The organism is Nocardioides sp. 616, assembly GCF_002930065.1.
GTDB lineage: Bacteria > Actinomycetota > Actinomycetes > Propionibacteriales > Nocardioidaceae > Nocardioides > Nocardioides houyundeii.
This window is the reverse complement of sequence record NZ_POAG01000024.1, coordinates 196,028-215,635: the sequence shown is the minus strand read 5'-3', so window position 1 is coordinate 215,635 and position 19,608 is coordinate 196,028. Positions and strand designations below refer to the sequence as shown.

Below are 19,608 nucleotides of genomic sequence, written 5' to 3'. Positions count from 1 at the left end.
TGAGCTCATCCGCGGACCATCTCGGCGCCCGCCCGCCGGTTCGCCGAGAGGACGACCGGGACCACCGTGAGCAGCGGGACGAGGAGCACGACCAGGGTGAGGCCACCGAAGGTCGCCAGGTCGATCGGCGGCACGCTGGGACCGAGCAGCCCGAAGCTCACGCCGAGCACGGAGGGGACGACCGCTGCCACCGCGATGACCCAGGCCGCGACCCCCGCCACCAGGGCCTCGACCCCGGCCATCGCCACCAACTGGGCGCCGGTCGCGCCGGTGCGGCGCAGCAGCGTCAGCTCGGAGCGTCGCCCGGCCGTGGTGAGCACCAGGGTGTTGGCGGCCGCGATGCCCACGAAGAGGAGCAGGGCGAGCAGCATCGCCGTGGAGAGCGCACGACCGGCATCGTCCCCGGCGCTCGCCGCGGCGACGTACGACGCCTCGTCGGTGACGGTGAGGCCGAGCCCGGCCACGGCCTGCGCTGCCTCACCGTCAGCGCGGTCGTCGCTGGTGCCCAACAGCACCGTGTCGGGCGGGGCATCGACGCCGTGGGCGGCGGGAGTCGCCTGTCCGGTCAGGAAGCCCCCGAAGCCCAGGCCCCGGTCGTGGACCGCGACCACCTCGGTGGGCGACTCGACCCCGGGCGCCCAGCGGACCAGGATCGTGTCGCCGAGCCCCTTGCCGGTGTCCATGGCGGCGTCCCGGCTGATCGCCACGGTGTCGGGCCGGTCCAGCTCGGAGAGGTCGCCCTCGACGACGTCGAGGTCCAGCAGGCCTGCCACTCCGCCGCCGGGCAGGGTGCGCACCGGGCCGGACTCCCACGAGAGGGCCTCGACCCCGCCGAGCTCGTCGTCGACCTGCACCTGGGCGCTCACCGTGCCCAGGGGCGTGAGGCTGTCGACCCCGGGGACCGCGGCGAGCGCGGCCAGCCGGGAGTCGTCGAGCCCGGGCGAGATGACGACCAGGTCCGCGCGCAGGCCGTCGGCCAGCTGCCGGGTCGCCGCCTCGGCGACGGTGTCGTCCACGGTGGTCTGCACCGTGCCCACCGCGAGCACCAGCGCCAGCGGCACCACCGCGGTCGTCAGCCGGCGGGAGAAGCCGCGGGTGTTGGCCAGCGCCAGCGTGGTGGCTGGGCCGCCCGGCACCCGGTGGGTGGCACCGAGCACCCATGCCACCAGCAGCGGTCCGGCCAGGGCTGCGGCGGCGACCAGCAGGAACGCCGAGGTGGCTGCGGCGGCGCTGCCGATGGTGCCCGGCACCACCAGCGGGCTGAACGCCGCGACCAGGCCGCAGACCGCCAGCGCCAGTGCCGAGATCCGGCGTACCGGCCCGATGCCGGCCGGCTCGACCACGCTCTGCCGCACCGCGGTCGTCGGCGGGATGCGCAGCGTCTCCCGGGTCGCCAGGCGAGCGGCGAGGAGCGCGACCGGGAGCAGGAACACGAGCGCCGCGAGCACCGGCAGCGGCGAGCGGGTCATGGTGAACCCGGCCGGCACCATCTGGGCGTCGACCAGCGCCGGAGTCAGCAGGCGCGCCGCGAACAGCCCGGGGATCGCGCCGGTGGGCACTGCGACCAGGCCGACGAGGACGACCTCGAGACCGACCAGTCGGCGTACCTGGGAGCGGGTGGCGCCCACCGCGCGCAGCAGCGCGAAGTCGCGCTGGCGCTGGCGCAGCGCCAGGGAGACGGTGGAGGAGACCACCAGCACCACCAGGGTCAGCAGGGTCCCGGCGAACGAGCTGGCCAGGGCGACCAGCAGGCCGCCCTCCGCGGCGTCGCCCGAGCTGCGCAGACCGGACTCGAACAGCACGCCGGTGCCGGAGATGAGTGCGCCCGCGAGGGCCAGGACGACGAAGGTGCCGGTCATCGCGGCCAGGTGGCCCCGCGTGCCGGAACGAGCCAGCGACCACATGGCTCTCACCGGCCCAGGGTCAGCATGCGGGCGGTGACCTGCTCGGCGGTCGGCGCGTCGAGCCGGTCCACCAGGCGGCCGTCGGCCAGGAGCAGCACCTGCTCCGAGGCTGCCGCCACCCGGGGATCGTGGGTCACCACCACCACCGTCTGGCGCAGCCGGCTGGCGGTATCGCGCAGCAGGGTGAGCACGTCGGTGCCGGTGCGCGAGTCGAGCGCTCCGGTCGGCTCGTCGGCGAAGACCACCGTGGGCCGGGAGAACAGGGCCCGCGCGATGGCGACCCGCTGGGCCTGGCCGCCGGACAGCTCGCCGGGTCGACGGTCCTCCATGCCGGTGAGTCCGATCTCGGCGAGCAGCTCGGCCTGCCAGGCCAGGTCGGGCTCCTTGCCGGCCAGCATCACCGGCAGCTGCACGTTGTCGGTCACGCTGAGGTGCGCGACCAGGTTGTAGTCCTGGAAGACGAACCCCACGTGCTCACGGCGGAACCGGGTCAAGGCGTCCGGGGCCAGGGCGCTGATCTCCTCCCCGCCCACCCAGACCCGGCCACTCGTCGGCACGTCGAGCCCGGCGGCACAGTTCAGCAGCGTCGACTTGCCCGAGCCCGAGGGCCCCATCACGGCGGTGAACGACCCGGTCGGCAGGGTCAGGGAGACCCCGCGCAGCGCGGGCACCGGCGCGGGGGTGCCGCCGTACTGCTTGTGCACCTCCTCCAGGCGTACGGCGGCTCCGACGGTGGCCCCGACGGTGGCTGCGGTCGGGGGCGGCGCGGTGGCGGGTTGGGTGCTGGGGCTGGTCATGGCGGGCTCCTCGGGCGACTCGGCTGGGACATCAGCCACGCTAGGAGCGACCGGGGGTGCGCCTCGAGCGCCGCAAGGATGAGCCGAGGAGGTTGCATCCTTCGATGCAAGCCGCTCAGTCGGGGATGGCCACGACCTTGTTCTGGTAGGCCCAAACGGCGGCCTGGAGGCGTGAGCGCACGCCGATCTTGGGCATCATCCGGGCCAGGTGCGACTTCACCGTGGAGGTCTCCAGGAACAGCTCGGCGGCGATCTCGTCGTTGGACATGCCCTGGGCCAGCAGCAGCAGGATGTCCAGCTCGCGGGCGGTGAGCAGCTCCGAGGCGCGCCCGGCGGTCACCGGCCGGGTCTCGCGTCGGGTCACCACCTCGCGGAGCACCCGCTTGGTGAGCGCGTCGTCCAGGGTGCCGTTGCCCCGGGCCACGGTGCGCACCGCGGCGACCAGGACCTCGGGCTCGGCGTCCTTGAGCAGGAAGCCCGACGCCCCGGCCTCCAGCGCCCCGAACAGGTGCTCGTCGATGTCGAAGGTGGTGAGCACCAGCACCGGTATCGGGTCCTCGACCCCGGGACCGCAGAGCTCACGGGTGGCGCTGATGCCGTCCTGGTGGGGCATCCGGACGTCCATGCAGACCACGTCGGGCCGCAGGCGGCGCGCGGCCTCGACCGCCTCGCGGCCGTCGGCGGCGAGCGCCACGACGGTGATGTCCGGCTCCGCGCCCAGCAGGGTGCCGAGCCCGGCTCGCACCAGCGGCTGGTCGTCGGCGACGACGACTCGGATCATCGGTCCTCGCTCTCGGGGGCGCTGCTGGGGGCGCGGTCCAGGTCGGGACGGTCAGCCCCGAGGTCACCCTCGCGCGGCATCCCCAGCACCACCTGCCAGCCCCCCTCGGGAGTGGGACCGTGCTCCAGCTCCGCCCCGGTGAGCTCGGCCCGCTCGCGCATGCCCAGCAGCCCGAAGCCGCTGCGGACCCCGGCGGCCGGCAGCGCCGGCGGCGGGCCGTTGCGCACGGTGAGCCGGGCCCTGGTGGGGGCGCGGTCGTCGAGGACCACCTGAACCTCGGCACCCGGGGCGTGGTGGGCGGCGTTGGCCAGGGCCTCCTGGGCTGTGCGGTAGCCGGCGAGCTGGGCGAGCGGGCCGACGCCGGCGCCGAGCGGGCCCGCACCGGTCAGCACGGTCAGGCCCACCTCCCGGCCCGCGGTGGCGGCGTCCTCGACCAGGGCGGCGACCCCGGACAGGGACTCCGGTCGCACCGTGGCTCCATCGCCGGGGCGGTCCTGCTCGCGCAGCAGTCCCACCAGGCGGCGCAGGTCCTGGAGCACCGCCTTGCTCTGCCGGCGTACCTGGGCCACGCCTTCCTTGGCCGCCGCTGGGTCGGAGTCGATCTGGGTCCCGATGGCGGCGGTCATCACCGCGATGCCGGAGAGGTGGTGCGCGGCGATGTCGTGCAGCTCCCGTGCCATGGCGGTCCGCTCGCGGGCGACGGCGGCGGCCAGCAGCGCGTCCTGCTCCCGGGCGACCGCGGCAGCCTGGCTCTCCCGGGCCAGCCGGGTCTCGCGCCTGGCGGTGAGGACGACCGCGAGCACCAGGGGGAGGCCGATGGTGCCGAGCCCCTGCAGCAGGCCGCCGACGATCGCGGCCCCGGTGGGCTCGCCGGAGTCCAGGGCGCTCATCGTGATGCCGACGGCGACCAGCACGCCCGCGCCCAGCAGGGCGGGCCAGGAGCGGGAGGCAGGCTGCGCCAGCCCCAGGGTGAGGACCGCGACCAGGACCGTCAGGGTGGCGAGGCCCGTCGCGTCACCCAGCCCGCAGGCGGCGGCCACCGGCACCGCCGCCGCGGCCAGCAGCAGCACCGCCCGGGGCGCCGTACGGCGCAGCAGCAGGACGGCGGCCTGGGCCAGCAGCGTCATGGCGCCCAGCCACCAGCCGGTCCCGCCCAGTGCGGGAAGCGTCGGCTCGGCGGAGGGGTCTGCCGAGGAGAGGGCCGGGACGGCGGCCAGCCCGGCGAGCGCCAGCACGCCGCAGGCGCCGGCGACCAGCAGGTCGAGCGCGGTAGGGCGGACTCGGCGTGGCACCGGCCTGGGCTCCCCACCAGGAGACGCCCGCCCACCGGCTGGTGACTGCTCTGCCTCCCACACGGGGGACATCATGCCCGGACCTGCCGGCACCCCGTGTCAGGCGAGCCCGGCGGTGCTCACCCGAAGAGCGTGGCGCCCAGGGGACGCGTGCCGTCGAAGCCCGGCAGGACCAGGAACGCGGCGGAGGCCGTGGGGCTGGAGAAGCCCATCAGCTCGTCGGCCTCGTCGAGCCGCTGCTGGGTGCGGACGAAGGTGGCGAGCTCGCGCTGGAAGCTGATGAAGAGCAGCCCGCGGTCCTCCGCGCCGTTCTGGTAGGCATAGCTGCGCCGCAGCATCAGGCCGCTGCCGGTGAACGACGGGTGGGCCGCCCGGGCGTGGGAGTGCAGCGGTACCACGTACTCGCCGTCGGGCGTCTTCGCCGACAGGTCGACCTGGTCCAAGGGGCCTCCTCCGGACAGCGGGGCGCCGTCGGAGTGCCGGCGGCCGATGACCCGTTCCTGGCGGCGCAGCGGCAACGCCTGGAACCCGTCGACGTCCAGCCGCAGGCGTCGCACCACGCAGATGGTGCCGCCGGCGGCCGGCCCCTCGGGGATCCAGACGTCGTCGGCCAGCTCGGCGTCGGTGCGGGGGACCACCACTCCGTCGAGGAACCCCAGCGGGTTGCGGGCGCGGCCGTGCCCGGCGCTGGAGCGGGAGCCCGCCTGGGCCCACCGCACCCGTCCGCGGGTGGCGGACACGAGGCGGTCGGTGACCCGCTCGACGGCGGCCGCGTTCGGTCCGTGCACGGCGAGCAGGAGGTCGCCGCCGACGTACGACGAGGGGATGCGGTCGTCCCCGGCGAAGCCCGGCAGTGGCGTGCTCCCCGGCAGCGAGCCCCCGGCGGCGCGCACCAGCCGGGGACCGACGCCGACGGTCGCGGTCAGGTCGCCTGACTCACCAGGGACGGCGCTGATCGTGTCGCCGAGCCGGCCGAGCAGTGCGCCGAGCTCCGCGCGGGTCGTCGTCGGGAGGTCGAGCACCGTGAGCAGCGCGTACGCCTGGGGGTTGACAGGTCGGTGGATGCCCGGCTGGTGCCCGGTGCCCTGGAGGTCCCGCGACTCCTGGGCGCCGCGCGGACCGGGACCCGCGGACCGGTCGCCCCGGTCCCTCGCCCAGCCGATCGACAAAGCAACCCCTGCGCCCGTGACCACCGCTGCCGAGGTCAGCACCTGCCTGCGGTCCAGGCTCACCGGGACACCGCCGGCAGTCGGGGGAGCGAGACCCCGTCGGCGTCGCCGAGGTCCACCTGCGCCCAGTCGTCGCCGGTTCGGACCTGGGCGCGGTGGGCGAGCCCGGTGTCGTCGACCCACAGCCGGAGGCCCGAGTCGTCGGAGTCGACCGGCGCTTCCGCCTGCTCGTTGGACGGCGGGGCGGCGTACCCGGTCACCTCGTCGCCGTTCAGCTCGTCCCCACCGAGCCACAGCGCGCCGTTCTGGGCCAGGAGGAGCGGGTTCTCCGGCCGGTCCTGGGCGAGGCCGGCGATCACGACCAGCACCGCGTCGAGGACCGAACGCTCGGTGTCGACCGGACGGGTCTGCCAGCCCACCTTCGGCATCGGCAGCGGCGGAGCGTCGGTGGTGCCCGCGGGGGCCGGGGTGAGCCCGACCTGACGGAGGTTCCACCGCACCAGCTGCGGCGCGAAGTCGGCCCCCGTGGCCAGGGCGTAGCCGGTGTGGGTCCGGTAGTCGACCCACCCCTGGAGACGGACCCGCTGCTCGCCCACCGGCACCGTGGTCCGGAGCGAGCGGCTGCCCGCGTCGTAGTTGCGGAACATCGTCGTGGCCAGCACCTGCGCCTCGCCGGCGGTCACCGGTCTCGGCTCAGGGGCCCGCGAAGCGTCGCCGGTGGACTCGGCACCATCGCGGCAGCCGGCGGCGCCGAGCACCAGGAGCGCCAGGACGACCAGCCAGCGGCGGGCGCGCATCACGACCCACCTCGACCGGACAGCAGGGACGCCGGGGGTACGCCGATCCGCGCGGTGTCCGGCATGACCACCCGGTCGGGCAGCCGTTCCAGCCCGCCCGTGACCGAGGACAGGCCGGGCTGCTCGCCGGGGTGTGTGACGTCGAGGAAGCTCATGCCCCGCGGAGCCCGCGCGCGCCGCGCGATGACCGCCGGTGCCGCCGCCGGCTGCGACGTGGCGGTGCCGCACCCCAGCGCCGGAGCGAGCGCCGCCGGCACCGTGGTGACCCGACCGGTCACGCAATTCGCCGTCGCCGGGGCACGGACCGCGGAGATGTTCGCGATGTCGGTGGCGTTTCCGGCGAAGACGTTGCCGGTGAAGGTGTTGCCGGACGCCGGCAGGTCCTCGGTGTTCGTCAGGAGGACGCCGGCCCGGGGGTTGCCGACGATCCGGTTGCGGGCGATCTCGTTCCCGACGCCGCCCGCGATGCCCAGGCCGGTGCCGAAGCCGCCGTCCGCCTGGGCGGGGGAGTCACCGGCCCCGCTGGCTCCGATGACGTTGCCGACGATCTGGTTGCCCCGCTGCGGGCGGAACGCCTCCTGGTAGTTCGAGAGCAGCGTCATGGCGACGCGGTTGCCGGTGAACCGGTTGCCGGTCACCACGAGCGGCCCGGAGGCGTTGGCGTTCTCGAACCCGACCGCGTTGCGCTCGGCCACGCTTCCGGTCACCAGGATGTCGCACGCGTGGCACTGGCCGACGTAGATCCCGCTGTCGGCCGAGCCGGAGGCGTAGGAGTCGGCGATCACCCCGTGCTGGGCGTCGAAGGCGTAGATGCCGTAGAGCCCGTTGTTGTGAGCGGTGACGTGGTCGATCGCGAAGCGCTGCACCGGGGGGAAGCGGTCGGGGTCGAACTCCGCGTAGTCGTCTCCGTTGTTCGCGCTCGGCACGTCCCCGTCGTGGACGCCGGTGACCAGCACCCCGTAGAAGGTGTGGTCGCGCACCGTGAGGTTCTGCACGCGGAGGCCGTCGGCGATCCCGACGACACCGTAGGGGCGCTCGCCCTCGCCGTCGACGACGGTCCCTCCTCGGTCCACCCCTCGTAGCGTCACGTCGGCGGTCGAGACCACGACGCTCTCGCGGTAGACCCCCTCGTCCACGAGCACCAGGCCACCTGCCGCGACCCGGTCGACGGCGTCCTGGATGGAGTCGGCGTCCTGCGGGACCCGCACGAGCGAGGGGTCGGCCTCCGGCGAGGCGGGGTCGTCCGAGCAGCCCGCGACGAGGCAGGCCACGACCGCCAAGACCGCCGCGGCGGCCCTCCCGATAGGCATGGCGCCGAGTATAGGCCGCTTACCACAAGGCAGTTTTAGGGCCAAACCAAGGACCCTGTGAATCGTGTCACCCCTGTGATAGGGGTGGAAGAACTACGGGGCGCTCTTCAGTCAGGAGGCGTCATCTCGGAGTTCAACCGGAGGCGTCATGAGGCTGTGCCACAAGCTTTCCCACCTGGGCCTCAGCCTGATGCTGGGCGCGACAGCGTTGAGCGTCGTGGTCGTCGGGATCGTCGCCGCGCCACCGTCGTACGCGGCCCCGGGCTCGGTCTCGGGGGTGGTCTACCAGGACTTCGACGGGGACGGCACCCGCGACGCGGGCGACCCGGCCACCGGCGTCCAGACCGACGTCGGCTTCGGCGGACTGACGGTGACGGCGTACGGACCGCGCGGTGGGGTGGTCGGCACCGCCACCACCGCGGCCGACGGCAGCTACTCGATCAACACCTCGTCCGTCGCGGACGGGACACCCCTGCGCATCGAGTTCCCCGACGCCAACGGGGGGACGGCAGAACAGCTCCCGGGGAACTACCAGTCCTCCTTCGCCGGGCCCGACAACGGCACGAGCGTCCAGTTCGCGGCCGCTGGCGCCGAGGGCGTCGACTTCGGGGTGCTCGAGCCGGAGGACTACGCGGCCAACAACGCGCCGATCATGACGGGCATCCAGTACGCCGGGCTGCGGAGCGTGCCCGAGGCCGCCGCTCAGCCCGCCGTCGTGGCCAACCCGTGGGTGGTGCCGCCCAACGACCCGGCGTCCGGGAACTACCCGGGCCGCGTGGACCTGGCGACGTACGGCGAGGTGGGCTCAGTCTGGGGCGTGGCCTTCGCCCGGTCCCAGAATGCCGCCTACGCCGCGGCGTCCTACAAGCGGATCTCCGAGCTCGGTCCGCTCGGGCTCGGGGGCATCTACCGGATCACCGACGTCCTCGCCCCGGGCAGCGGCGCCCTCAACGACCCTGCCACCGGTTCGGTGACGCCCTGGCTGGACGTCACCACCCTCGGGGTGGACGTGGGGACGGTGCCGAGCACCGCCGACCGCGGTCTCGGGGACCCCGACGCACTCGTCCGGGACGCGAACGCGTTCGTCAACGCCGGCAAGGTCGGCATCGGCGGCATCGCGATCAACGAGGACGCGACGACGCTGTACTTCGTCAACCTCTTCGACCGGGACCTCTACGCCGTCGACATCACGAACGGCGCCACCCCGACGACGGCCACCCGGATCCCGCTGGGCCTGACGGCCGACCAGCGGCCCTGGGCCGTGACGGTGAACCGCGACCGGGTCTACGTCGGCTACGTCGACACCAACGGTGACGGCGCGAATCCGGGCGTCCAGGCGACGGGCAACATGTACGTCGTCTCGCAGCCGGAGGCGACGGCGGCGACCGGGGGCTCTGGGTGGACGAGCACGCTCACCGCCCCGCTCGACTTCGAGAAGGGGAACAACATCGCCGGCTGGGGCGACCCGATTCCGCCTACCACCGCGATCCCCGACCAGGTGCGGCGCTGGAACTCCTGGACCGACAGCTGGTACTGGGACGGCGGCAACGGCTCGGTGGGCTTCAACACCTCCTACGGCTGGACCCACAACTATCCCCAGCCGATCCTCGGCAGCATCACGTTCGATGCCCAGGGCTACCTGACGCTCGGGTTCGTCGACCGCAGCAGCGTCCAGGGCGGCAACCGGCAGTGGGCGTCCGAGCCGCCGCCCGGGTGCGCCGCTCCCTGCACCACCGACGACCGCTTCTTCGAGACCGTCTCGGGTGGCGACATCCTGATCGCGACGCCCGACGGAACGCTCGAGGACAACGCCGTCGTCGGCGCTCGGACCGGTGCCAACCCGGGCAACGACGAGGGGCCGGGCGGGGGAGAGTTCTACAACGACCGGCAGGACATCGGCCAGGGCGTCAACCACTGGGACAACACCCTGGGTGGCGTCGCTGCCTACCCCGGGCTCCAGGAGGTCGCCTCGACCGCCATGGATCCGCTCGGCGCCATCCGCGTCTCCGGGCTGAGCTGGTTCTCGGTGGACGACGGCCAGACCCTGCGCGGCTACAACCAAACCCCCGACCCCCTTCCGGGACGGGCCATCGGGTTCGGGTCCCCCCCGACCGCCCCCTTCTTCCAGAAGGGCGGAGGGCTGGGCGCCGTCTCGCTGCTCACCCGTGAGCCGCCCGTGGAGATCGGCAACCGGGTCTGGCTGGACGCGGACCTCAACGGTCGCCAGGACCCGGACGAGCCGGCGATCCAGGGAGCCCCGGTCACGCTGTTCGCCCGCGGACCGGACGGGGCGCCCGCCGGTGCGGCACTGGCCTCGACCACGACCAACGCCCGTGGCGAGTACTACTTCCGCAGTGACGAGATCGCCGGCTTCAACCCGGCGGCCACCCAGGGCGACACGCTGCCGTACGTCGTGGTGTTCGGGCGCGGCACCGGCCCGGTCACCTTCACCGGGCCGAACGCTGACAACCCGGGCTTCGCCGGCATCACCTGGGCGGACCTGGCCTTCACCTCCCAGGCCACGGCAGCGCTGCAGCGCGACTCGAACCCGAACCCGGCCAACGGCCAGGCTCCGGTGAACGTCGGGTCGCCGGGCCGCAACAACCACACCATCGACGCCGGTTTCATCGCCACCGGCACGTTCCAGATCAGCAAGCTGACGCGGGGCGACACGCCGCCGCCGGGGCGGACGTTCACCTTCGACGTCACCGCCGCAACGGACTTCCGCGGCGACAACTCTCTGGCGAGCGTGAACCCGGCGACGTTCGCGGTGGCACCGGGTCAGACGGCCCCCGCAGTGCCGCAACGTCTCCCCGTCGGCACCCGGATCACGATCTCGGAGCGTGGGGGAGACCAGCTCGAGGCGACCTACCAGCCGTCGCGGACCCAGCTCATCACCGTGAACGGGGGACGTTCGATCCTCTTCACCGTGTCGAACCGGATCACCAACGAGGTGAAGGAGAAGAGCACCCCTGAGGTGCGCACCGTCACCTCGCGTCGCCGGGTGGTCGTGGGCAAGCCGTTCTTCGACCGGATCCGGGTGCGCGGACTCGCCGACGAGGGCGGCACCGTCACTGCCGGTCTCTACGGACCGTTCTCGTCCCGGGCCGCGATCACCTGCACGCCGGGCAACCGGGTCCGGACGAAGACCTTCCGCGTCGAGAACGGCTGGAACCGTACGCCGAAGGTCCGGGTCCGCGCTCCCGGCGTCTACACCTGGCGCGTCGCCATCCGGGCCGATGCCAACAACGAGTCGGCCACGCACAAGTGCGGACAGGTGGCTGAGACGACCGTGGTCGCCAAGCCCCGCTACGTCGCGCCGATCATCTCCGGCGGCTTCTCCGGCACGCTGAAGCCGAAGCAGCAGAGCGCCCGTCGGGCGCCAACGACGATCACGCTCCCGGGTCTGCGCAAGCCGGCCGTGGTGCGCACCGGGAGCATCCGCAAGGGACAGATGACGCTGCCGGGCAACGTCCACGAGGTCGCACGGCTGAAGAAGTCTGCCGGCTTCGGGGACAAGATCGGCACCGCGGTGGTCGGCGGGCACGTCTCCGACCGGCACGATCGCCCGGGCGCCATGTGGCGACTGAACTCCGCCAAGCGCGGGGAGCGGATCCAGGTGGTGCGCGGCGGTGAGCGGTACACCTACGTGGTCACGGCCAAGAAGACCTTCGACCGCCGCAACAAGGTCCCGCAGCGCTACTTCTCGACGGCAGGGCCCCACCGTCTGGTCCTGATCAGCTGCACGGACCGGGTGGTCTACCGCAACGGGCGCTTCCACTACACGAAGTACGTCGTGGTGATCGCCCGCCAGGTGAAGGGCAAGAACAAGGGCAAGGGATAGCGCTCAGCGGTCGGTGGCGGAGAAGTGCTGGTAGTCCTTCAGCGTGCGCCAGTCCCCGCCCCAGCCCCAGCCGATGCGGTCGAAGGCCCGGACCACCGGGCCGTCGGCGGTGATCACCCCGGGTCGGCGCCGTCCGCGGTCCAGGTAGCTGCGAGCCAGCTCGGGCAGCACCACCGCGCCCTTGGCGTACGGGTTCTGGAACGGGTTGAGGTCGACGGCCAGGCCGTAGGCGTGCTCGCTGTAGGAGCTCCCGCCGGTCACGGGCCGGCAGTTGAACGCCCCCGTGCCGTTGCCGTCCCCGGTCGGGTCAGCGTCCCGCTCCGCGCGGGTGGTGATCGCCAGCTGCTCCATCGGGAAGCGCGCCCGCCACAGGTCGCGGAAGACGCTGACCAGGTCGTCGGCCACGGCAGCGTTGACCAGCAGCTCGCCGGTGTGCCGGGCGCCGTCGAAGCCGCGGAAGGTCAGCCGGATCCAGGCGAGGTCCTGGGCCGCGACCGGGCAGGCGGGGTTCCAGGTGGAGCGGGCGATCACCTGGCTCGGAGCAGGCGACTCGACGACCGCCCGGAAGCCCCGCCCCGAGAGCGGGTCCAGGGTGTCGGGCAGCGTGAAGGCGCGCTCGCGCAGCCGCCGGGGGGTGCGCAGGGCGGCGATCGCGGCCGGGTCGTCCGTCGGCAGGATCCGGGTGCCCAGCCACGGCGGGGGCGTGCGGCCCGGGGTGCTCGGGCGGGCAGCCGCAGTGGTCGGTGCGCTGTACGGGGTGCTCGTCGGCGAGCTGGACGGGCTGCACCCCGTCGTCAGGACGGTCGCCAGGACGGTGGTCAGGACGAGCACAGTGGTCCTGCAGGCGGTCACGGCGAAGCGGAGCGTCATGGGCGAGGATCCGTCCTGTCCGTGACCTGGTCGGTGGGTGCAGCAGTCATGGGAGGGGCGCGTCACCCGTGCCGGCTTCGGTGGCGCTTCGGACGAAGTCGCGGAGCAGGGCACGGCGTTGGTCATGCACGTCGTCGGGTTCCTGGTTGCTGGCCGCATACACATTGCTGACCGGTGACCAGGCCATGGACATCGCGATGACCAGGGCCATGATGTCGAACGGGTCACCTGCCCGGACCCGTCCGGCGGCTTGCGCCGCCGCGATGGCCGCGAGCTTGCGGTCGTCGTACTGCTGGTGGGTCTCGACGAGGTGCCCGGTGGGCCGTCGCTCGAGCCGCGCCCACGTGGCCAGCCGGATGAGGTCGGGTCGGCGCAGGTACTCGTCGTAGAGACGAACGGCCCACTCCGCGAGGTCGTCGGCGTCGAGAGGCACGACGTTGGTGATGCGCTCCAGCGAGCTGAGGAAGATGGCGTCGAACAGTCGGTCCTTGTCCCCGAAGTAGGCGTAGAGCTGCGCCTTGTTGCTGCGCGCTGCCGTCACGATGCGTTCGATGCGCGCCCCGGCGATGCCGTGCTGCGCGAACTCTTCCGTGGCGGCCTCCAGGATGCGCTGATAGGTCGCCGCGCCTCTGGAGGTCTGGGGCTGCTCCGGCATGCCACCAGTCTATCAAACAGAACGGTTGGTTTGCTCCGCCACGAGAGGTGTGTCAGCATGAAGCAGACCGAACAGTCTGTTTAAGGAGTAGGTATGAGAACGTCCCTTGGTTGGCACGCGGCCGGCTCGGCGGAGCTGCGACGAACGACGCTGGAGCGACGGGAGCTCCGCCCGGATGACCTTGCGGTGCAGGTCGACTTCTGCGGCGTGTGCCACAGCGACCTCCACGCCCTGCAGCTCCACGACCCTGAGGCGAAGGCGCCTCTGGTGCCCGGGCATGAGTTCACCGGCGTGGTGACCGGAACCGGGCCGGAGGTCACCGCCTTCTCGGTCGGCGATCGGGTCGCGGTGGGCAACATCGTCGACTCCTGCGGCGAGTGCGCCATGTGCACCGCCGGGCAGGAGAACTTCTGCTACTCCTTCCCGACGCTGACCTACGGCGGTACCGATCGGCAGGACGGGTCGACCACCCTGGGCGGATACTCCCGCGAGTACGTCGTGCGGGAAGCCTTCGCCTACCGCCTCCCCGCTGGCCTCGACCCGGCTGCGGCTGCCCCGCTGATGTGCGCCGGTGTCACGGTCTGGGAGCCACTGCGCGCGCTCGGCGTCGGCCCCGGCAGCCGCGTCGCCATCGCTGGGCTCGGCGGCCTGGGCCACCTCGCCGTCAAGCTCGCCGTAGCGCTCGGCGCCGAGACGACCGTCGTCAGCCGCACCCCGGACAAGCGCGACGACGCGCACCGGCTCGGCGCTGACGACCTGATCGACTCCACCGACGGCGAGCAGATGGCTGCGGCACGCGACACCTTCGACGTGGTCATCGACACCATCTCAGCCGCCCACGACCTGGCCCCGTACCTCAAGCTGGTGGCGATGGACGGAACCCTCAGCGTCGTCGGCCACCTCGGTCCCGTCACGCTCGAGACCACCGACCTGCTCATCGGTCGCAAGAGGCTCAGCTCCGCGGGCAGCGGAGGCCGTCGAGCGACAGCCGAGATGCTCCAGTTCTGCGCGGACAACGGCGTCGCTGCCGACATCGAGGTGCTGCCGTCGTCGCAGGTGAACACGGCTCTCGACCGGCTCCGGCGCAACGACGTTCGCTACCGTTTCGTGCTCGACATGTCCGACGTGGACGGAGGAGACGCGTGAACGCGCGGACTCAGTAGTACCAGGGGAAGCCCGGCACGCTCAGCGACTGTGGTTGGCAATCGACGGCAATGTGCCGCTGACCTGCGCAAACGTGGCTGTCGGCGTTGACGGTCGACTGGCTCCGACGACTCTCCTGCCACGTTTTTGCCACGCACGCACTGCTCGCAATTCCAGTTGCGAGCTGCCGAAGATCGGACGAGCCGAACGTCACGGGGACTCGGACGCCTCCTCCTCGGCCGACTCGTCGAGCCAACTGAAAGCTGCGGACACGGCCGCGTCATCGGTGCCAAGAATGCCCAAGGCGGTTCGAACCAAGGAGTAGAACTGATCAACCCATGACGAGGCCAGCGGGACGTTGCCACCGAAGCTCAGCGAGAGACTCGGAATGAGGTGGAGACCGTGAAGCACATTCAGGCAGGGCTCCATCGCGTGCGTCTCGACTGACCACCATTCGGAGTGGGCGACCCCGCTGGCGAGCGAATACGCCTGACGGTAGAAGTCCAACAGCCCGGTCTCCTCGGCCATCGCTCGGATCGACTTCCCGCCCGCGAATGTGTCTCGGGTGTCAACGACCCGGTGATCGAAGACGTCGTGGTTGTGACTGAGACGCTCGAACTCCTCGATGGCCTCCTGGAATCCGGCCTTGCGCGCCTCCGCCGGCACCTCATCTGAGATCCGGGCGTAGAGCTTGGCCTTGCCTGCGCCGTACTCCTGAAACTCTCGATAGATGGACGGGTCCTGCTGGGCCATCCAGTGGAGGTAGATCTTCGTCTCAACCAGCATCCGGACGATGTGCGCGCCGTGCTCCATGCACCAAAGATCGGGCGCGGTCAGCACCGCGATGAGGTCGCGCCCAGCGCGGGCGACGAGTCCCGAGATGACCTCCTGCCGCTCGTTGTCGTGCAATCGCGCCGGTGCTGTTTCGAGTGCCTCCACGAAGCTGCTCAACAGATCCATCGTGAGCCCACGAAGGTGCGCTCCGTCCGCCGGGACGGGAGTAGCCGCAGCCGCGTCACCAGAAGGCTGGTCGGCTGGCGACTCGTGCACGGCACTCCCATTCTTTGGAGCTTCCATGTCGTCTTCACCTTCCGACTCCCGCTTGCGGACGCACCTCGATGTCATTGAGTTGGCGCCCCAGAACACCCGCGCCCACTTGATCGCTTCATCGAAGTGGTTCGGATCGTCGATGAGCACTGCACCCTTGTGCGCACCCCACATGGCTCGAACCGTCGTGTCGGCGGCTGATCTGCTGCTGCTGTCGCCGGGGTAGTTCTTCAGGATGTCGATCGTCTTCTCGTCCGACCTGAAGGTGCCTGCCTGGACCGTGCTCCAGGTGCGCAGGCACTTGAGGAGCGCTTCCCGGTGACTATCCTTGAGAACACCGAGCAGGGCGCTGCGGATCAGCTGCAGTTCGGCCAACTCGGGAGGACGGACCTGTCCCTGTCCGGCGAGCCACGGCGCCGGCATGTAGGGATAGGACCCGAGCCCACTGCGGACACCCTCTGACAACAAGCCATAGCGGGTTGCCTCGGCGACGATGAGCTCCGCCGCGTCCGAGGACTTCGCGGCAAGCACCGCGAGGTGCGTCAGGCGCCCGTCCAACGACTCCGCGACAAGGGTGGTTTCGCCGTGAGCAGCGAGCCCATCTTGAACCGCCTTCTGCCACCGAACGAAGCGATGGACACTCTCGTTGCCTTGCTCAGCGAGGACGAGCGCCGGCCACAGGAGATCAGGAAGATCGTCCTTGAACCAGTCGTGAACCTGTAGCGCACCGGTTGCGGCGAGCGGGGAACGGTAGACGCGTCCCTTCCGAACGTGGCCGGCCATCGGCCCAGCGTGCTGATTCGGCTTCGGGACGGTCACGAGAACAACGTAATTGTTGGGTCCGACAGTTCTGTGAGGTCACGGGCCGCCCAGTTGTCCTTCAGGCGCCGCCGACGATTCGCTGGACAAACTCGTTGACCCACGCAATGGCAGCCTCGGCGTCGGGTAAGGCGTCGATGTCCTCGACCGCGGCCTCGTACAGCGTGTCCCAACCGGCACCAGTCTCGATGGTCGGCGGCCAGGCCTGTTGGCGCCGGTACTCGAAGAGCCGGATACAGGTTGCCTTCACCTGCACCAGGTCAAGGTCCTCGCCCTTGTCGAGCAGCTGGAGGTCGACGAGGTCGCGGACTCGCTCGCTGCCAGGCTCCGAGACCGCATGCAGCTTCTGGGCGACCTGGTGATCGGCCCGCATAACCGGCACCGGCTTGGGCGCCTCTAGACCCACCTCGGTGACGAGCTGCACCAAGCCGTCGGCGAGCTGGTACTGCGGCTCGTCCGCATCGCCGATCTCGTTGTGGCCGAGCTCGAACTTCACGGTGCACCAAGGTCGACCGCGATAGTCGAGCTTCACGTCGAACGGCTGCATGACGTACGCGGTTGGCACGCCGGTCGGCCGGGGAGCAGCCTTCTCGATCAGCCTGCCGGTGAAGCCGGCCCAGCCGGCAGCCAGCGCGTCCTCGAAGTCGCTGCGAAACCGAGCAAGCGGCTGAACTCGGGCCGCGTCGAGATCTTGGGTGAACCGAGTGCCGCGGCCGTAGCGAAGCGCCATCGCGCTGCCGCCCTTGATGGCTCCCTCGGGAAGCATCTGGCCGACCACGACGAGCGCCATGCCGACGCGTCGTCGAATGGCGAGTTCCTCGCTGCCCTCGAGATTGCGGATGCGCTGCTCCAGCGACCGGACGCTGTTCGGAGCATCGGTGTAGCTCACGATCGGAGTTCCCTCCTGACCCGCTGCCATTCCTTGGTGGTCATCAGGCCTTCCCTTCGCGCTTCCTCGGCAGCATCCATCAGGCGGCTCCGCTCGATGCGCCCCCGGCACTCGAGGATCGCGTCCGCAACGCGTTGCGACTCCAGACCTTCGTACTGGGTCGTCACGACATCACCCTTCACCAGAGTTAGCTCGATGAACGGCGGCAGCTTCGGCCGAGTGCGCTTCCGAACGGCGACCCTGATTCGTCGAGGGTTCACATCAGCGAGCCCGAACAAGGCGAGCACCGAGTCTCCATGGAGGTACGACCCCTCACCGGCACGTAGTAGCGCCTCGGCGAACTGGTCGAACGCGCTGGGAGGTGCATCCGGCACCCGATAGATCCCGTAGGCGACGTTCTCCAGACCGCCGCGTGCGGCAAGCTTGGGTAGCTCGGCGGCCGGGACTCCTGCCTCGGCCGCCTGCTTCGTGGTGACGTAGCCGTGCTGATCGAGCGCGATCTCGCGCACGATGTCCCGGTACTTCGTCTCGGCGGCCATGTCACAACTATACCGAAAACGGTAGTGTTGTGACACCGACTCACATCGGGCCCATGGCCGATTCCGCCCCCTCCGCCCACTTCCTCCATTTCGGGGCGCGGTTCTGCGATTCCCTCTGAGCGTCCACACTGAGGCGATCATCGTGCGCGTGGAGCGCGTCCCATTGGCGAACGCCGTCAGAGATGAACGTCTCGATGGGAATCTCGCGCTCCTCGGCATCGAACACCACGAGGTCGTCGAAAGTGATCGTGCCCTCGATGCAGAAGGCCTCGCTCTCACCGTCCCTCTCGACGCCGCATTCGTTGAACCAGTAGAACGAGTGCGGGCCACCTTCGGTTCGAACCGAGATTTGGAGACTCGGATCCGCCGGCCAGTCACTGGTCAGTCCCGGCTCATCGAAGAAGCGCCAGCCGTAGATCGAACCGCCCCAGGCGAGCGAGTCGAAGAAGTTCTCGACCGCTTCCTCGTCAGCCAGCGGGATGGCCGGCTGGGTCGCCGCCTGCTCGCCGACCGGATCCCGCCGCAGAAGGAACCGCAGTTCGGCAGGCCGCATGAGCCGCATGATCCGGCGACCGTCCTTCACGAGCGGGCCAGACTCTGGAAGCGCGATCACGTGAAGCAGTACGTCGACGTGCGCGCCTGCGGGATCGAGCCGTACGCCAACGACATCGGACTCGTTGAGCGCGGTCTCCAACCTCTCGCGCGTCGCAGCGTCCCATTCCATGCGTTCATGGTCGCCTACCCGAGGATGCAGGGCGAACCGGTTACGTACACCGGAGCGGCTCAGAGCAGGCGCAGGAGGACGCTGCTCTCGGCCTCGTGTCCGCCGGGACCATGCGCTTCAACGATCTCAACGATCCACTCAAAGAGCGTCGTGCCCTGCCCCCTCCTGGCTGCTTCCAACTCGGCTGCGAGCCTCGGGATGTTGGACGAGTGGGCACGGGCAATGGTGTCCTCGAGCCAGCGGATAGTGGCGGGGCGTCCGAGCGCCTGTCGTGACCGGGTCGAGTTCAACCAACGCAACTCGAAACCACCGTCCGGAGTTCCGCACCCACCCCGAAGGATGTCGTTGAAGGCGTCGAGGCTGCCGTTCCACTTGAAGTCCTCGAGGAGCGCCGAGAATCGCACCACGAAACCTTCGAAGTCGTCGAACTTGTCGCCGTCGATAACGAGCACAGGGAGCCCGACCGGAACCGCTTGTCGCCAGTTCTCCTCGAAGGTGGCCGCATCGATATCGACAAGTTCGAACTCATCATTCGCCGCGATCTCGGGCTCGCTCGGCGTTGGCTCCCAGCTCAGGGAAGTGCTCGCCTCGGTGATTCGGTCGGCGCGCTCCAGCCGGCCATCGGCAAACTGCTGGATCTTGCGAACCTCGTAGCGCGCCGAGTCGAGCTCGGAGAGAATCACTGTGGGCTCGTCGCTGGCTGAGTGGCTCCACTTGCAGGCCAGATAACTTCGCGGCGGGGCGAACTCCTCCCGGACCTCGTCCGCGCCGAGGACTGCGTGTGCGAGGTTCCCCAGGCCCTCGAAGTACGCGGCATCAGTCGAATCGACCAGCAGCCTCGCGACGCGGTACGCCTCGTCCATGCACTGCGCCAGGATCGGATGCGCTCCACCGTTGAGCCGGCCGGACGAGAGCCAGGTCGATACGTAGCCGGCGATGTCCGAATCAAGCAGGACAACTTCGACGCCGCCGACCTCCACGCCTCGAAGGTCAGGCGGGAATGGCCGAGCTAGATGCTCAGCCCAGAG

The 19,608-nt window shown here is 70.9% G+C and carries 16 protein-coding genes; 2 read left to right on the top strand and 14 right to left on the bottom strand.

Features of this window, described 5'->3' with window-relative positions; genetic code table 11:
- Positions 1–5 precede the first annotated feature (5 nt).
- The 7 genes from C5H89_RS17845 to C5H89_RS17820 all read right to left on the bottom strand — a co-directional run bounded on the left by C5H89_RS17845 (position 6) and on the right by C5H89_RS17820 (position 8,050).
- A complete protein-coding gene (locus C5H89_RS17845) occupies positions 6–1,904 on the bottom strand; it encodes an ABC transporter permease (RefSeq protein ID WP_104108297.1) in 1,899 nt (632 codons plus the stop codon).
- A 5-nt stretch (positions 1,905–1,909) separates the two neighbouring features.
- Complete coding sequence (locus tag C5H89_RS17840) at positions 1,910–2,701, bottom strand: ABC transporter ATP-binding protein (RefSeq protein WP_104108296.1); 792 nt, start codon at positions 2,699–2,701, stop codon at positions 1,910–1,912.
- A gap of 115 nt (positions 2,702–2,816) precedes the next feature.
- Positions 2,817–3,482 (bottom strand): response regulator transcription factor, encoded by a 666-nt coding sequence (locus C5H89_RS17835; protein ID WP_101525720.1) that lies wholly within the window; start codon positions 3,480–3,482, stop codon positions 2,817–2,819.
- Complete coding sequence (locus tag C5H89_RS17830) at positions 3,479–4,774, bottom strand: histidine kinase (protein WP_104108295.1); 1,296 nt, start codon at positions 4,772–4,774, stop codon at positions 3,479–3,481. The genes C5H89_RS17835 and C5H89_RS17830 overlap by 4 nt, the downstream gene beginning before the upstream one ends.
- 119 nt (positions 4,775–4,893) lie before the next feature.
- The gene (locus C5H89_RS17825; RefSeq protein ID WP_162799456.1) at positions 4,894–6,006 is read right to left on the bottom strand and encodes a Dyp-type peroxidase; all 1,113 of its coding nucleotides are present in this window, start codon (positions 6,004–6,006) and stop codon (positions 4,894–4,896) included.
- Positions 6,003–6,740, bottom strand: a complete 738-nt coding sequence (locus C5H89_RS19030; RefSeq protein ID WP_162799455.1) for a hypothetical protein — start codon at positions 6,738–6,740, stop codon at positions 6,003–6,005. The genes C5H89_RS17825 and C5H89_RS19030 overlap by 4 nt, the downstream gene beginning before the upstream one ends.
- The gene (locus tag C5H89_RS17820) at positions 6,740–8,050 is read right to left on the bottom strand and encodes a right-handed parallel beta-helix repeat-containing protein (RefSeq protein WP_104108293.1); all 1,311 of its coding nucleotides are present in this window, start codon (positions 8,048–8,050) and stop codon (positions 6,740–6,742) included. Before C5H89_RS17820 ends, C5H89_RS19030 begins: the two co-directional genes overlap by 1 nt.
- 148 nt (positions 8,051–8,198) lie before the next feature.
- Between C5H89_RS17820 and C5H89_RS17815 the strand changes: the two genes are divergently transcribed.
- Positions 8,199–11,894, top strand: a complete 3,696-nt coding sequence (locus C5H89_RS17815) for an SdrD B-like domain-containing protein (protein WP_104108292.1) — start codon at positions 8,199–8,201, stop codon at positions 11,892–11,894.
- A 3-nt stretch (positions 11,895–11,897) separates the two neighbouring features.
- Here the strand turns inward: C5H89_RS17815 and C5H89_RS17810 are convergent, their stop codons facing one another.
- Positions 11,898–12,764, bottom strand: a complete 867-nt coding sequence (locus tag C5H89_RS17810) for a M15 family metallopeptidase (protein WP_104108291.1) — start codon at positions 12,762–12,764, stop codon at positions 11,898–11,900.
- Positions 12,765–12,810: 46 nt separating this feature from the next.
- Positions 12,811–13,419 carry a TetR/AcrR family transcriptional regulator gene (locus C5H89_RS17805; protein ID WP_104108290.1) on the bottom strand — a complete coding sequence of 203 codons (609 nt, stop codon included), beginning with the start codon at positions 13,417–13,419 and terminating at the stop codon, positions 12,811–12,813.
- A gap of 93 nt (positions 13,420–13,512) precedes the next feature.
- Here C5H89_RS17805 and C5H89_RS17800 point away from each other — a divergent pair, with 93 nt between their 5' ends.
- Positions 13,513–14,565, top strand: a complete 1,053-nt coding sequence (locus tag C5H89_RS17800; RefSeq protein ID WP_104108289.1) for an NAD(P)-dependent alcohol dehydrogenase — start codon at positions 13,513–13,515, stop codon at positions 14,563–14,565.
- A 207-nt stretch (positions 14,566–14,772) separates the two neighbouring features.
- Here the strand turns inward: C5H89_RS17800 and C5H89_RS17795 are convergent, their stop codons facing one another.
- The 5 genes from C5H89_RS17795 to C5H89_RS19210 form a co-directional block, all read right to left on the bottom strand.
- Positions 14,773–16,428 carry a DUF5677 domain-containing protein gene (locus C5H89_RS17795; protein ID WP_205305113.1) on the bottom strand — a complete coding sequence of 552 codons (1,656 nt, stop codon included), beginning with the start codon at positions 16,426–16,428 and terminating at the stop codon, positions 14,773–14,775.
- Between the two features lie 61 nt (positions 16,429–16,489).
- Positions 16,490–17,317 carry a nucleotidyl transferase AbiEii/AbiGii toxin family protein gene (locus tag C5H89_RS17790; protein WP_205305112.1) on the bottom strand — a complete coding sequence of 276 codons (828 nt, stop codon included), beginning with the start codon at positions 17,315–17,317 and terminating at the stop codon, positions 16,490–16,492.
- Positions 17,314–17,856: a type IV toxin-antitoxin system AbiEi family antitoxin domain-containing protein gene (locus C5H89_RS17785; protein ID WP_104108286.1), complete on the bottom strand. Its 543-nt coding sequence runs from the start codon at positions 17,854–17,856 to the stop codon at positions 17,314–17,316. Before C5H89_RS17785 ends, C5H89_RS17790 begins: the two co-directional genes overlap by 4 nt.
- Before the next feature lie 40 nt (positions 17,857–17,896).
- On the bottom strand, positions 17,897–18,580 hold the full coding sequence (locus C5H89_RS17780; RefSeq protein WP_104108285.1) for a hypothetical protein: 684 nt from the start codon (positions 18,578–18,580) through the stop codon (positions 17,897–17,899).
- 59 nt (positions 18,581–18,639) lie between these two features.
- Positions 18,640–19,560: a hypothetical protein gene (locus tag C5H89_RS19210; protein WP_205305111.1), complete on the bottom strand. Its 921-nt coding sequence runs from the start codon at positions 19,558–19,560 to the stop codon at positions 18,640–18,642.
- Positions 19,561–19,608: the final 48 nt, after the last annotated feature.

What these genes read in the sequence shown, in the direction of transcription:
- C5H89_RS17845 (WP_104108297.1), bottom strand. Translation starts at nt 1,904, where the DNA reads ATGTGGTCGCTGGCTCGTTCCGGCACGCGGGGCCACCTGGCCGCGATG.
- C5H89_RS17840 (WP_104108296.1), bottom strand. Translation starts at nt 2,701, where the DNA reads ATGACCAGCCCCAGCACCCAACCCGCCACCGCGCCGCCCCCGACCGCA.
- C5H89_RS17835 (WP_101525720.1), bottom strand. Translation starts at nt 3,482, where the DNA reads ATGATCCGAGTCGTCGTCGCCGACGACCAGCCGCTGGTGCGAGCCGGG.
- C5H89_RS19030 (WP_162799455.1), bottom strand. Translation starts at nt 6,740, where the DNA reads ATGCGCGCCCGCCGCTGGCTGGTCGTCCTGGCGCTCCTGGTGCTCGGC.
- C5H89_RS17820 (WP_104108293.1), bottom strand. Translation starts at nt 8,050, where the DNA reads ATGCCTATCGGGAGGGCCGCCGCGGCGGTCTTGGCGGTCGTGGCCTGC.
- C5H89_RS17815 (WP_104108292.1), top strand. Translation starts at nt 8,199, where the DNA reads ATGAGGCTGTGCCACAAGCTTTCCCACCTGGGCCTCAGCCTGATGCTG.
- C5H89_RS17810 (WP_104108291.1), bottom strand. Translation starts at nt 12,764, where the DNA reads ATGACGCTCCGCTTCGCCGTGACCGCCTGCAGGACCACTGTGCTCGTC.
- C5H89_RS17805 (WP_104108290.1), bottom strand. Translation starts at nt 13,419, where the DNA reads ATGCCGGAGCAGCCCCAGACCTCCAGAGGCGCGGCGACCTATCAGCGC.
- C5H89_RS17800 (WP_104108289.1), top strand. Translation starts at nt 13,513, where the DNA reads ATGAGAACGTCCCTTGGTTGGCACGCGGCCGGCTCGGCGGAGCTGCGA.
- C5H89_RS17785 (WP_104108286.1), bottom strand. Translation starts at nt 17,856, where the DNA reads ATGGCCGCCGAGACGAAGTACCGGGACATCGTGCGCGAGATCGCGCTC.
- C5H89_RS17780 (WP_104108285.1), bottom strand. Translation starts at nt 18,580, where the DNA reads ATGGAATGGGACGCTGCGACGCGCGAGAGGTTGGAGACCGCGCTCAAC.